Annotated in this window: 10 protein-coding genes; all 10 read right to left on the reverse strand. The window is 66.2% G+C overall.

All coding sequences use genetic code 11. The annotated features are described in order from the left end of the window. Positions 1-744 (reverse strand): molybdate ABC transporter substrate-binding protein, encoded by a 744-nt coding sequence (gene modA, locus AC13GF_RS07200; RefSeq protein ID WP_483004139.1) that lies wholly within the window; start codon positions 742-744, stop codon positions 1-3. Between the two features lie 19 nt (positions 745-763). Next, on the reverse strand, positions 764-1,540 hold the full coding sequence (locus AC13GF_RS07205; RefSeq protein ID WP_010485317.1) for a helix-turn-helix domain-containing protein: 777 nt from the start codon (positions 1,538-1,540) through the stop codon (positions 764-766). Between the two features lie 11 nt (positions 1,541-1,551). Next, positions 1,552-2,766, reverse strand: coding sequence for an oxygen-independent coproporphyrinogen III oxidase (locus AC13GF_RS07210; protein ID WP_483004140.1), 1,215 nt, complete (start codon positions 2,764-2,766; stop codon positions 1,552-1,554). A 142-nt stretch (positions 2,767-2,908) separates the two neighbouring features. Continuing rightward, positions 2,909-4,240: an MFS transporter gene (locus AC13GF_RS07215; protein ID WP_012480466.1), complete on the reverse strand. Its 1,332-nt coding sequence runs from the start codon at positions 4,238-4,240 to the stop codon at positions 2,909-2,911. A gap of 23 nt (positions 4,241-4,263) precedes the next feature. Next, the gene (locus AC13GF_RS07220) at positions 4,264-5,163 is read right to left on the reverse strand and encodes a peptidylprolyl isomerase (protein WP_100445927.1); all 900 of its coding nucleotides are present in this window, start codon (positions 5,161-5,163) and stop codon (positions 4,264-4,266) included. 3 nt (positions 5,164-5,166) lie between these two features. Next, on the reverse strand, positions 5,167-5,874 hold the full coding sequence (narI, locus tag AC13GF_RS07225; RefSeq protein ID WP_010485313.1) for a respiratory nitrate reductase subunit gamma: 708 nt from the start codon (positions 5,872-5,874) through the stop codon (positions 5,167-5,169). After that, on the reverse strand, positions 5,871-6,551 hold the full coding sequence (gene narJ / locus AC13GF_RS07230) for a nitrate reductase molybdenum cofactor assembly chaperone (RefSeq protein ID WP_483004141.1): 681 nt from the start codon (positions 6,549-6,551) through the stop codon (positions 5,871-5,873). Before narJ ends, narI begins: the two co-directional genes overlap by 4 nt. Further along, entirely contained in the window at positions 6,551-8,095 is a 1,545-nt protein-coding gene (gene narH, locus AC13GF_RS07235; protein ID WP_032959969.1) for a nitrate reductase subunit beta, read from the reverse strand. Before narH ends, narJ begins: the two co-directional genes overlap by 1 nt. Next, entirely contained in the window at positions 8,095-11,850 is a 3,756-nt protein-coding gene (locus AC13GF_RS07240) for a nitrate reductase subunit alpha (RefSeq protein ID WP_483004142.1), read from the reverse strand. Before AC13GF_RS07240 ends, narH begins: the two co-directional genes overlap by 1 nt. 72 nt (positions 11,851-11,922) lie before the next feature. Beyond that, positions 11,923-13,341, reverse strand: a complete 1,419-nt coding sequence (locus AC13GF_RS07245) for a NarK family nitrate/nitrite MFS transporter (protein WP_012480472.1) — start codon at positions 13,339-13,341, stop codon at positions 11,923-11,925. Between the last annotated feature and the right edge of the window lie 17 nt (positions 13,342-13,358).

Here is a 13,358-nt window from a genome sequence, read left to right on the forward strand (position 1 = left end):
TCAGGGCTTGCCGAACCCGTGCTTGGCCAGGATCGCCTGGCCCTGTGCCGAACGTACGAAGGCGGTGAAGCGCTTGGCTTCGGCGGGCTGCGCGCTGGCCTTGGTCACCGCCAGCGGATAGGCAATGCGCCCCGCCACCGGCACCGCGAAGGCTCGGCGCACGCGGTCGGGCATCGCCTGTGCATCGGTGGCATAGACGAAGCCGGCGTCCACTTCACCGCGCGCCACGTAATCCAGCGACTGGCGTACGTTCTGCGTGGTGATGGTCTTGCCCTGCACCGACGGCCACAGGCCCGCCGCTTCCAGCGCACCCTTGGCATAGCGACCGACCGGCACGCTGTCCGGGTTGCCCAGTGCGATGCGCTGCACGCCGGCACCGGACAGATCCTTCAGGGTACGCGGCGCAGCCTTGGCCTGCGGCGGCACCACCACCCACAGCGCATTCACCGCGAACACCTCGCGGGTACCGGCCGCCAGCAGGTCCTGCTGCTGGGCCTGGTCCATCGTGGTTTCGTCGGCCGACGCGAACACATCCACCGGTGCGCCACGGCTGATCTGCTGCAGCAGCACGCCGGACGCGGCGAAGTTGAAATCCACCTTGGTCCCCGGGTGCGCCTTCTCATAGGCGGCGCCCAGTTCGCGGAAGCTCTCGGTCAGGCTTGATGCCCCCGACACCGTCAGCTCGGCCGCCCAGGCCGGCACCGTGGCCAGCAGGCCCAGCAACAACAGTCCAGCTCGCTTCATCGTCGGCTCCCGGCCAGGTTCAGTTCGGATCGGATTCGTCGGCCACCGCCAGCGCTGCCAGGCGCTCGGGCTGCAGCAACAGGATCTCGCGCTGCTTCACCGCGATGATCCCATCATCGCTCAGGCGGCGCAGCACGCGGCTGGCGGTTTCCGGCGCCATCCGCAGGTAATTGGCGATCTCGGTACGCGCCATCGTCAGGTTGAAGCGCGTGGCGGAAAAGCCGCGCCGCGCGTAGCGCTCGGACATGTCCAGCAGGAACGCAGCCATGCGTTCTTCGGTACGGTGGTTGGCGGCCAGGGTCGCGACCTTGCCGATCTCCGCGCTGAGCAGGCTGAACAGCTTGGCCTGCAGCCCCGGCATGCGGGTGGCCAACAGGCTGAGCTTGGGGAACGAGATGCGGCACAGGTGCACGGTGTCCAGCGCCACCGCATTGCAGGGAAAGCGTGAACCGTGGATCGCGTTGAGGCCGATCACTTCACCCGGCAGGCTGAAGCCCAGCACCTGCTCGTTGCCCTGGCTGTCATCGACGAAGGTCTTGACCATGCCAGCGCGCACCGCAGCAATCGAATCGAACGATTCGCCAGCGCGGAAAATGTAGTCACCCGCATGGAACGGACCGACATGGTCCACCAGCACGTGCAGATCGCCCAGTGCTGTCTTGTCGTAACCCTGCGACATGCATGCGTCGGAGAACGCACAGGTGCTGCAGAAGTGCAGTGCGTCGCCATCATCGGCGGCGGCGGGGTTGGGTGTGGCCCGGCCGAGACGGCCCTGCGAAGGCGGAATTGAAGACATCGGGGCAAGACTCAAGCGATGGCGGCCGCCGGCCGGAAGCATGCGGCCATCATACGCCACAGCAGGCGCCCTTCTTCGGCCAGGCGCAGTACGCGCGCATCCCACTGCGCCCAGCCGCGTGCCAGCAACGGCGACAACGCGGGCAGCTGTTCGGCAAAACATTCCTCGAACGGTTCATCGTTGCGCCACTCGAAGGCAGCCGCATCGAGGGCGTGGTCACAGGCGATGCTCTGCGCCACTTCGGCCACCAACCGCTCGTCCTCGGACAGGATCAACCCGGCAGACACGCCCATGTGCCCGGCCTGCAGCCGCGCACGCCATTCGCCCAGTTCGTCCTCCAGCCGGTAGAACACCTCGCCGATCTGGCTGCAGGCGGACAGCCCAAGGCCGATGAAATCGCTGCGGTCGCGGCGTGGCACACCGGCAAGATCGCAATGGCGCTGGCCATCGCCCGGACCGTGCGGGTTCGGCAGATCGCCGCGCTGATAGTGATCGCCACCAATCGGTTCGTAACCCGCAGCGCGCAGCAGGCGCCAGGCCTGCAGCCAATGGACGGCCGAGGGGTGTTCCGGCAGCGCACACGGCGCCGGCAGCAGGATGCGCTCCGGTGCTTCGGCCAGCACCTCGTGCAGCCGTTCGATGAAGCCGGTGTCATCACTGCCGGGTACCCGCAACTGGTAGTAGCGCGCGGTGAAGCCCACCTGTCGCGCCTGTGCCAGCAGGGTCGGCCCCGGTGCATCGGCACGATCGATCACGTTCAAGCGGGTGCAGCCCACCGCACGCAGCTGCGCCGGCGCCAGCGCGCTGCCTGCGTCCAGCCGCACCTCCACCTGGGGCCGCGCCACGGTGCGCAGGTGCTGCGGCACCGCATCCAGCAGCTGGCCCAGCTGCGGCGGCGGCAACGTCTCGGCCAGCCCCAGCTGCAGTACCATCGCCACCACTTCACGGTCCTCGGCCAGCGCGTCGGCCTGCAGCCGCAGCGCCAGCAGCAGGGTATCCAGATACGCCTGCGGTGGCGCATCGCGTCCGCCACGGCCGGCCTGGAAGCCGAGCGTCAAGCCACGCGGAATCAGGTGCTCGTTGCTGGCGCGCACGGCGGCGCGCCACCCGCTTTCGCCAAAGCCGGTGCTGAACTGGTCAGCCGGCGGAAACAGCACGTGCCGGGGCTGCCGCAGCAATGCCGCCTGCAGCGCAGTGTCCTCGCTCTCGTCAACGTGGAAGCTCATGGCAGACATCTTCGGGCGTTCCTCTTCGCGTGGCCCTGATTGAAATCAAGCGCGGCGCATCTGATGGTTGCTGCCGGCCAGCGGCCGGCACTACCCCTTCACCCACCATTTGGTAGTGCCGGCCGCTGGCCGGCAAACACCTTCACCCGCCGCGCACCCGCTCGGCGGCGGCCGCATCGATGGCTTCGGGCAGATCGGTTTCGCGGTCGATCTGCGGGAAGTGGCGGCGTTCCATGCGACGGATCGCAAAGTGCATCCACGCCAGTGCAGCCGCCACCAGCACGAACAGCAGCATGAAGCAGCTGCTCCAGATGCCCACCGCGTCATTCAGCGCGCCAAACACGATCGGCAGGATGAAGCCACCCAGGCCACCGATCATGCCGACCACGCCGCCCACGGCACCCACATGCTTGGGGTAGTACACCGGAATGTGCTTGTAGACCGCGGCCTTGCCCAGCGACATGAAGAAGCCCAGCACGAACACCAGCACGGTGAACATCACCACGCCGATGGCCAGATGGAAGTGGATCGGGCCATGGATGCCCTTCACCACATACTCGGTATCCGGGTAGGCCAGCAGGAAGGTGCAGATGGCCGACACGCCGAAGGTCCAGTACATCACCCGGCGCGCGCCCATCCGGTCCGACATCCAGCCACCGACCACACGGAACAGGCTGGCCGGGATCGAATAGCACGCCGCCAGCATGCCGGCGTGGCCCACGTCCATGCCATAGGCGCCCACCAGGTAGTGCGGCAGCCACAACGCCAGCGCCACGAAGCCGCCAAACACGAAGAAGTAGTACAGCGAGAACCGCCAGACCTGCAGGTTCTTCAGCGGTGCCATCTGCTCGGCGAACGGCACCGGCTTCACGCCTTCACGGCGGCGCTGCTCCAGCGACGGGTCTTCCTTACTGAAGAGGAAGAACAGCACCGCAGTGACAGCCAGCGCAACGGCCCAGACCTTGGCGACCATGGTCCAGCCGGCCGCCACCATCACCAGCGGCGCCAGCAGCTTGGTCACCGCCGAGCCGATGTTGCCGGCACCGAAGATCCCCAGCGCGGTGCCCTGCTTGCTGGCCGGGAACCACTTCGAGACGTAGGCCACGCCCACCGAGAAGTTGCCGCCGGCGATGCCCACGCACAGCGCGGCAATCAGGAACTGGGTGTAGGTCTGCGCGTAGGTCAGCATCCAGGTGGCCACTGCGCCACACAGCATCACCAGCACCATCACCTTGCGGCCACCGAACTGGTCGGACCAGATGCCGAGGAAGACGCGGCTGACCGAACCGGTCAGCACCGGCGTGGCGATCAACAGGCCGAACTGGGTGTCATTCAAGCCGAGCTGTTGACTGATCTGGATGCCGATGATCGAAAAGATCATCCACACCGCAAAGCACACGGTGAAGGCAAACGTGCTCAGCCACAGTGCACGTTGCTGCTGCCCGGCGCTGGCGGGGGCAAGGGCCTGGTTCATGAATTCTCCTCGTTCATGGGGTTTCAGCCGATATCCGCTTCGGCTTCGATCTCATCCAGCCCGCGCACCGGGTAGCGCTCCTGCAGCTGCAGCAGGTAGGCCTGCACTTCACGCTGGCGCACCTGCAGTTCCAGGTAGTCACGCAGCTGCGGCAGCACCGCCTCGAACGGCTGCGGCTGGCCTTCCTCGCGGGCATCGACGCAGACCACGTGGTAGCCCCAGCGTGATTCCACCGGGAAACCGGCCAGGCCCTCGCGCAGGCGGAACACCTGGCGGTCGAACTCCGGCGTGGTCTGCCCGCGCTGTAGCCAGCCCAGGTCGCCGCCTTCGCTGCTGGATGGGCAACGCGAATGGCGCAAGGCGAAATCGGCGAACAGGTGCGGCGACTCCTTCAGCAGCCCGACCAGCCGCTCGCCCTCGGTACGTGCGGCGAAGCGCCCAGCCACGTCGTCGGCCGGCGCGGCCAGCAGGATATGGCGCAGGCGCACGCGGTCGGGCGAGCGGAAGCGCTCCGGGTTCTGCTCGAAGTAGCGGCGGCAGTCTGCATCGGTCGGCACGCGGTCTTCGATCGCGTCTTCCAGCAGTTGCTGGATCAGCACTTCCTCATCGCTTACCCGGTTGCCCTCCGGTGCCTGCAGGCCAAGCCGCTGCGCTTCCAGGCGCAGCAGCTCGCGCACCACCAGTGCACGTGCCGCTTCGGCACGTGACTGTTCCGGGCGCATCGCCCGGTGGTGCTGCATCTCGCGGGCGATGTCGGCCTCGCTGATCGCGGTCTCGTCCACGAACAGCCGGCACGGTGCCGGCTGCCCGAGCGAGCGCGGCCCCTGCGCTGCCGCGTCATGGTGGTGCGAATGCGCCTCGGCGGGAACCGGCGCAGCGGAGTCGATCACGGTGATCGGCAGGAATTTCGGCAGGCTGCCCATGGCTTACTCCCGCGGACCGTAGCGCAGCGTGGCCTGGCGGCGGCGCACCACCTGGTAGGGCCTCCACAGGTAGCTGATCGGAATGCTCCACACGTGCACCAGGCGGGTGAACGGCGCGATCAGGAACAGGGTCAGGCCCAGGAAGATATGCATCTTGTAGACCCAGCTGACGCCTTCGATGTAATCAGCAGCACCGGCACGGAAGGTCACGATGTGCTGCGCCCACTCGGCCAGCTGCACCATCACCCCGCCGTCCAGGTGCCCGGACGAGATGCGGATGCTGTACAGGCCCAGGCACAGCTGCGCGAACAGCAGCACCAGTACCAGGGTGTCACCGAAGCTGCCGGTAGCCCGAACACGCGCATTGAACAGGCGTCGTACCAGCAGGATGCTGATGCCGATGAAGCACAGTGCGCCGAACACACCACCGACCACCATCGCCAGCATCTGCTTCTGCGAGGAGGTGATGAAGTGCTCGTACACCGCGTGCGGGGTCAGCAGGCCGACCAGGTGGCCACCAAGGATGGCCAGGATGCCGATGTGGAAGCAGTTGCTGCCGATCCGCATGCCCTTGTCCGACAACATCTGGCTGGAGCCGGTGCGCCAGGTGTACATGGCCTTGTCATAGCGGGCCCAGCTGCCGATCAGCAGCACCGCCACGGCGATGTACGGGTAGTACTGGAAGGCGAATTGATGCAGGGAATAACTCATGGCTGGACCTCTCGATGCGAAGGACGGGCCGGCGAACGCACGGGCGGCTTGCAGTCTTCGGCGGGGGCTTCGGCACCGAAGCGCACCGCCTCCTCCTCCCACAAGCGGTCCATGGCCTCGGCGGTATCGTCGCGGACTTCCTCGCTGGCACGCTGGCGCAGCGCCTGCAGATCGGCCTTGCCGTCACCGGCTTCGACCAGGATCTCGAAAAGCACCCGGTGCGGCAGCTCACGCTCGGCAGCACGTGCCGCCAGCATCCCGGCGATATGGCCGATGTGGTGCAGCCACTCGCGGGCCTCGCTGCCGGGGCGATGGGCCAGGAACTCCAGCAGCAGCGGCAGGTAATCCGGCAGCTCGCGTGCATCCAGTTCGAACCCGTTGCGGCGGTAGGTTTCGACCAGATCGACCATGGCCTGGCCGCGGTCGCGCGACTCGCCATGGATGTGCTCGAACAGCAGCAGGCTCATCGAGCGGCCGCGGTCGAAACTGGCCAGCCACGCCGCCTGCGCATCCAGCGCGTCGGTGGCCAGCAGCTGCTGCACGAAGCTGCGCAGCTGCTGGCGGCGGGCGGCATTCAGCGCCGGGTCGTCGCAGGCGGTGAGCAGTTCCTCGCCGTGCTGCCACAGTTCTTCGCGGGGGTAGTCCAGCAACACCCCGACCAGCTTGAGCACGCTCATCACACCACCTCCTTGCGGCGGTGGTTCGGGCCCTTGTCCACCACGAAGGTGGTGGTCTTGCGCTGGCCGAACAGGTCGGCCGGGCTGTCACCATTGCAGCCGTTGCCGAAGGTGAAGCCGCAGCCGCCGCGCTCGCCGAAGGCGTCGTTGGCGTACTCGCGGTGGCCGGTCGGAATCACGAAACGGTCCTCGTAGTTGGCGATGGCCAAGTAGCGGTACATCTCTTCCACCTGGGCGATGCTCAGCCCGGTCTGTTCCAGCACGGCGGTATCTTCCACGCCGTCCACGTTCTTGGCCCGGCGCCAGGCACGCATCGCCATCAGCCGCTCCAGCGCGCGTACCACCGGCGCCTCGTCACCGGCCGTCAGCAGGTTGGCCAGGTAGCGCATCGGAATGCGCAGCGACGCCACGTCCGGCAGCTCGCCGCTCATGCCCACGCGGCCACGCTCGGCGGCGGACTGGATCGGCGACAGCGGCGGCACGTACCAGACCATCGGCAGCGTGCGGTATTCCGGGTGCAGCGGCAGCGCCAGCTTCCAGTCGATCGCCAGCTTGTACACCGGCGACTGCTTGGCCGACTCCAGCCAGCTGTCCGGGATGCCCTCCTTGCGCGCGGCGGCGATCACCGCCGGATCGTTCGGGTCCAGGAAGATGTCCAGGTGGGCCTGGTAAAGATCCTTCTCGGCGGCCACCGAAGCGGCCTCGGCAATGCGGTCGGCGTCGTACAGCATCACCCCCAGGTAGCGGATGCGGCCCACGCAGGTTTCCGAGCACACGGTCGGCTCACCCATCTCGATGCGCGGGTAGCAGAAGATGCACTTCTCCGACTTGCCGCTCTTCCAGTTGTAGTAGATCTTCTTGTACGGGCAGGCCGACACGCACATGCGCCAGCCGCGGCACTTGTCCTGGTCGATCAGCACGATGCCATCTTCCTCGCGCTTGTAGATCGCGCCCGAGGGGCACGCCGACACGCACGCCGGGTTCAGGCAGTGCTCGCACAGGCGCGGCAGGTACATCATGAAGGTCTTCTCGAAGGCGCCGTAGATCTCCTTCTGCACCTGGTCGAAGTTGTAGTCGCGCGAGCGCTTGCTGAACTCCGAACCGAGGATCTCCTCCCAGTTCGGGCCCCACTCGATCTTCTGCATGCGCTCGCCACTGATCAGCGAACGCGGCCGCGCGGTGGGCTGGTGCTGGCTGTCCTTGGCGGTGTGCAGGTTCTGGTAGTCGAAATCGAACGGCTCGTAGTAGTCGTCGATCTGCGGCAGGTCCGGGTTGGCGAAGATCTTGGCCAGCATGCGCCAGCGGCCACCCGCGCGTGGCACCAGCTTGCCGGCGCGGGTGCGCACCCAGCCGCCGTTCCACTTGTCCTGGTTCTCCCATTCCTTCGGGTAGCCGATGCCCGGCTTGGTTTCCACGTTGTTGAACCAGGCGTACTCGACGCCCTCGCGCGATGTCCAGACGTTCTTGCAGGTGATCGAGCAGGTATGGCAGCCGATGCACTTGTCCAGATTCAGCACCATCGCGATCTGTGCACGGACCTTCATCACACCACCTCCTTGCTGGCCGATGCCGAAGCACCAGCGGGCTGCTCATCGTCCAACCAATCGATCTTGTCCATCTTGCGTACGATCACGAACTCGTCGCGGTTGGTACCGCAGGTGCCGTAGTAGTTGAAGCCATAGGCCAGCTGCGCGTAGCCGCCGATCATGTGGGTGGGCTTGAGCACGATGCGGGTCACCGAGTTGTGGATGCCGCCGCGGGTGCCGGAGATCTCCGAGCCCGGCACGTTGATGATGCGTTCCTGGGCGTGGTACATCATCGCCATGCCCGGCATCACGCGCTGGCTGACCACCGCACGCGCGGCGATCGCACCGTTGACGTTGAACAGCTCGATCCAGTCGTTGTCGACGATGCCGGCGCTGCGCGCGTCGTCCTCGCTGATCCACACGATCGGGCCACCGCGCGACAGTGTCTGCATGATCAGGTTGTCGCTGTAGGTGCTGTGGATGCCCCACTTCTGGTGCGGGGTGATCCAGTTCAGCACGATCTCCTTGTTGCCGTTCGGGCGCTGGTTCAGCAGCGGCTCCACCGTGCGCGTGTTGACCGGCGGCCGGTAGCTCATGAAGGCCTCGCCGAAGTCGATCATCCACTCATGGTCCTGGTAGAACTGCTGGCGACCGGTCACCGTGCGCCACGGAATCAGCTCGTGCACGTTGGTATAGCCGGCGTTGTAGCTGACGTTGTCGTCTTCCAGACCCGACCAGATCGGCGAAGAGATGATCTTGCGCGGCTGCGCCTGGATGTCACGGAAACGGATTGCTTCGTGTTCCTTGCCCACCGCCAGATGCGTATGCTCGCGACCGGTGAAGGTGCCCAGCGATTCCCAGGCCTTCACCGCCACGTGGCCGTTGGTTTCCGGCGCCAGGTGCAGGATCACTTCGGCCGCGTCGATCGCGGTCGAGATGGCCGGGCGGCCCTGGCTTACGCCTTCTTCGTGCACGGTGTGGTTCAACTTGCCGAGGAACTCGACCTCGTGCTTCGTGTCCCAGCTCATGCCCTTGCCACCGTTGCCCTGCTTGTCCAGCAGTGGGCCGAGCGAGGTGAACTTGCGGTACAGGTTCGGGTAGTCACGCTCCACCACCGTCATCGACGGCATGGTCTGGCCCGGGATGGCCTCGCACTCGCCCTTCTTCCAGTCGGCCACGCCGAACGGCATGCCCAGCTCGTTGGGGGTGTCGTGCAGGGTCGGCACCAGCACCAGGTCCTTCTCCACACCCAGCACGCCCGGCGCCATCTCGCTCACGGTGCGGGCCACCTCCTTGAAGATGTCCCAGTCACTGCGCGATTCCCACGCAGGGTCCACCGCCTTCGACAGCGGGTGGATGAAGGGGTGCATGTCCGAGGTGTTGAGGTCGTCCTTCTCGTACCAGGTTGCCGTCGGCAGCACGATGTCCGAGTACAGCGCGGTGGTGCACATGCGGAAGTCAAGCGTGACCAGCAGGTCCAGCTTGCCTTCCGGCGCCTCGTCGCGCCACTTCACCTCCTGCGGCTTCACTGCGCCCATTTCGCCCAGGTCCTTGCCCTGCAGCCCGTGGCGCGTACCCAGCAGGTGCCGCAGCATGTACTCATGGCCCTTGCCCGAGGAACCGAGCAGGTTCGAGCGCCAGATGAACATCATGCGCGGGTGGTTCTGGCTGGCGTCCGGGTCGGCGAAGGCGAAGTCCAGCGAGCCATCCTTGAACTTGCCCAGCGCGTAGTCCGCCGGGGCCACGCCGGCCGCTTCGGCCTCGCGTACCAGCTGCAGCGGGTTACGGTCCAGCTGCGGGGTGCTCGGCAGCCAGCCCATGCGCACCGCGCGCAGGTTCAGGTCAGCCAGGCTGCCGCTGTACTTGCTGGCATCAGCCAGCGGTGACAGCAGCTCGTCCACCTGCAGCTTCTCGTAGCGCCACTGCCCGGTGTTGAAGTAGAAGAACGAGGTGCCGTTCATGTGGCGCGGCGGCTTGCTCCAGTCCAGGCCGAATGCGAGCGGCTGCCAGCCGGTCTGCGGGCGCAGCTTTTCCTGGCCCACGTAATGCGCCCAGCCGCCACCGGTCTGGCCCACGCAACCGCACATGATCAGCATGTTGATCAGGCCGCGGTAGTTCATGTCGTTGTGGAACCAGTGGTTCATGCCCGCGCCGACGATGATCATCGATCGGCCGTGGGTCTTGTCGGCGGTACGCGCGAACTCGCGGGCGATCTCGATCACCTCGGCGCGCGACACGCCGGTGATGCGTTCCTGCCACGCCGGCGTGCCCGGCACCATGTCATCGAAGCTCGATGCCACGTTGCCGCCGCCAAAGCCACGGTCCACGCCGTACTGAGCCAGCAGCAGGTCGTAGACCGTGGCCACCAGCGTCTCGCCGCCATCGGCCGTGGCCAGCCGGCGCACCGGAATGTTGCGGTCCAGTACTTCTTCGGCCGGTGCAGCGGTCCAGCCATCGCTTTCAATGCCACCGAAGTACGGGAAGCTCACCGCCTCGATGCCGTCGTTGGCCTCGGACAAGCTCAGGCGCAGGCGTGTGTCGGCGCCGTTGCTGGCCTTCTCTTCGATGTTCCAACGACCCTTCTCGCCCCAGCGGAAACCGATCGAGCCGTTGGGCACCACGATCTGGCCGCTGTTCTCGTCGTAGGCCAGGGTCTTCCAGTCCGGGTTGTTGGCTTCACCCAGCCCGCCCAGCTCACTGGCACGCAGGAAGCGGCCCGCCACCAGGCGGCCATCGTCGCGACGCTCCAGGCGCACCAGCATCGGCATGTCCGAGTACTGGCGGCAGTAGTCCTGGAAATACTGCGAGGGCGAATCAACATGGAACTCGCGCAGGATCACATGGCCGAAGGCAAAGGCCAGCGCCGCGTCGGTGCCCTGCTTGGGGTGCAGCCAGTGGTCGGTCAGCTTGGCCAGCTCGGAATAGTCCGGGCAGATCGCCACCGTCTTGGTGCCGTTGTAGCGCGCCTCGGTGAAGAAATGTGCATCGGGCGTACGCGTCTGCGGCACGTTCGAGCCCCAGGCGATGATGTAGCGACTGTTGTACCAGTCGGCCGATTCGGGCACGTCGGTCTGCTCGCCCCAGATCTGCGGCGAGGCCGGCGGCAGGTCGCAGTACCAGTCGTAGAAGGACAGGCAGGCGCCACCCAGCAGCGACAAATATCGCGCACCGGCGGCGTAGGACACCATCGACATCGCCGGAATCGGCGAGAACCCGACCACGCGGTCCGGGCCGTACTGCTTCACCGTATACAGGTTGGAGGCGGCGATGATCTCGTTGGCCTCCTCCCACTGCAGGCGCACGAAGCCGCCCATGCCGCGGCGGGTCTTGTACGAACGCGCCTTCTCCTTGTCCTCCACGATGCTGGCCCACGCATCGACCGGGGCCTTGCTCTTGCGTGCTTCGCGCCACAGGCGCAGCAGCGTGCCGCGGATCAGCGGGTACTTCAGCCGGTTGGCGCTGTACAGGTACCAGGAATAGCTGGCGCCACGCGGGCAGCCACGCGGTTCATGGTTGGGCAGGTCCGGGCGCGTGCGCGGGTAGTCGGTCTGCTGGGTTTCCCAAGTGACCAGGCCGTTCTTGACGTAGATCTTCCAGCTGCAGGAGCCGGTGCAGTTCACGCCGTGGGTGGATCGTACGATCTTGTCGTACTGCCAACGGGCGCGGTAACTGTTTTCCCAGTCGCGGCCCTCGCTCTTGGCAAATCCATGGCCATCGGCAAAGGTCTGGGGGTCACGCTTGAAGAACTGCAAGCGATCGAGGAAATAACTCATCGGGGATCTCCCTTTGCGGACATCGGCATCGTGGCTGTGTGTGTCATCTGGCTGCGGTGCGTTTTCATGTCGTCAGCAGGGTGTCTCGGCACCGCGCCGGTAGTACCACCACCAGGTCACGGCCAGGCAGGTGACATAGAAAACAACGAATCCGTACAGCGCCATGTCGGGGCTGCCGGTCAACGTAATGGACGAGCCGTAGCTCTTGGGAATGAAGAAGCCGCCGTAGGCGCCGATCGCACCGGAGAAGCCGACCACCGCGGCCGACTCGATGCTGGCCTGGTGCGCGGCCGTGGCCTTGCCCTCGGCGTTGTCGTTGGCCGACCAGCGCTCATGCAGGGTGCGGAAGATCACCGGGATCATGCGGAAGGTGGTGCCGTTGCCGATGCCACTGAGCACGAACAGCGCCATGAAGCTGAGCAGGAAGCCGTAGAAGTTGCCGCCCTGGCCATCGCTGGGCAGGAAGTGCAGTACGCCGAACACTGCCGCGATCATCAGCGCGAACACCCAGAAGGTCAGGCGTGCGCCGCCCCAGCGGTCGGCCATGCTGCCACCCACCGAGCGCATCAGCGCGCCCAGCAGCGGGCCGATGAAGGCGTAGGCCAGCGGGTTCACGTCCGGGAACTGGCTCTTCACCAGCATCGGGAAGCCGGCCGAGAAACCGATGTAGGAACCGAAGGTGCCGATGTACAACCAGCACATCAGCCAGTTGTGCTTGCGGCGGAAGATCACCGCCTGCTCGGAGAACGACGAGCGGGCGCTGGTCAGGTCATTCATGCCGAACCAGGCCGCGATGGCGCACAGCGCGATGGCCGGCACCCAGATGAAACCGGCGTTCTGCAGGAACAGCGGTGCCCCACCCTCCACCGCGGGCTGCGGTGCACCACCCAGCGCACCGAACACGCCCACGGTGATGACCAGCGGGATCACCGCCTGCGCCACCGACACACCCACATTGCCCAGGCCGGCATTCAGGCCCAGCGCCAGGCCCTGCTTCTGCTTGGGGTAGAAGAAGGAGATGTTGGACATCGACGACGAGAAGTTCGCGCCACCGAAGCCACACAGGATCGCGATGGCCACGAACACCCAGTACGGCGTGGCCGGGTTCTGCACCGCAAAGCCGAGCCAGAGCGTCGGCGCCAGCAGCGAGGCGGTGGACAGCGCGGTCCAGCGGCGGCCGCCGAAGATCGGGATCACGAACGAATAGAAGATGCGCAGGGTCGCGCCGGACAGGCTGGGCAGCGCCACCAGCCAGAACAGCTGGTCGGTGCTGAAGTTGAAGCCGATCTTCGGAAGGCTGATCGACACCGCCGAGAACAGCACCCAGACCGAGAAGGCCAGCAGCAGCGAGGGAATCGAAATGACCAGGTTGCGGGTGGCGACCCGCTTGCCGGTGCGCTCCCAATAGCCGGGATCCTCCGGCGTCCAGTCGCTGATGACGCGACCGGGACTGGCAGTGCTGCGGACAACAGGATCGCTACCGACGGTCATACATGGCTCCAAGGCTG

It is taken from the genome of Stenotrophomonas sp. 22LJNL06-5-1, assembly GCF_056861455.1.

Coding starts and splice junctions, on each gene's coding strand:
- narJ (WP_483004141.1), bottom strand. CDS start 6,551: ATGAGCGTGCTCAAGCTGGTCGGGGTGTTGCTGGACTACCCCCGCGAA.
- narI (WP_010485313.1), bottom strand. CDS start 5,874: ATGAGTTATTCCCTGCATCAATTCGCCTTCCAGTACTACCCGTACATC.
- modA (WP_483004139.1), bottom strand. CDS start 744: ATGAAGCGAGCTGGACTGTTGTTGCTGGGCCTGCTGGCCACGGTGCCG.
- AC13GF_RS07205 (WP_010485317.1), bottom strand. CDS start 1,540: ATGTCTTCAATTCCGCCTTCGCAGGGCCGTCTCGGCCGGGCCACACCC.
- AC13GF_RS07240 (WP_483004142.1), bottom strand. CDS start 11,850: ATGAGTTATTTCCTCGATCGCTTGCAGTTCTTCAAGCGTGACCCCCAG.
- AC13GF_RS07215 (WP_012480466.1), bottom strand. CDS start 4,240: ATGAACCAGGCCCTTGCCCCCGCCAGCGCCGGGCAGCAGCAACGTGCA.
- narH (WP_032959969.1), bottom strand. CDS start 8,095: ATGAAGGTCCGTGCACAGATCGCGATGGTGCTGAATCTGGACAAGTGC.
- AC13GF_RS07220 (WP_100445927.1), bottom strand. CDS start 5,163: ATGGGCAGCCTGCCGAAATTCCTGCCGATCACCGTGATCGACTCCGCT.
- AC13GF_RS07210 (WP_483004140.1), bottom strand. CDS start 2,766: ATGAGCTTCCACGTTGACGAGAGCGAGGACACTGCGCTGCAGGCGGCA.
- AC13GF_RS07245 (WP_012480472.1), bottom strand. CDS start 13,341: ATGACCGTCGGTAGCGATCCTGTTGTCCGCAGCACTGCCAGTCCCGGT.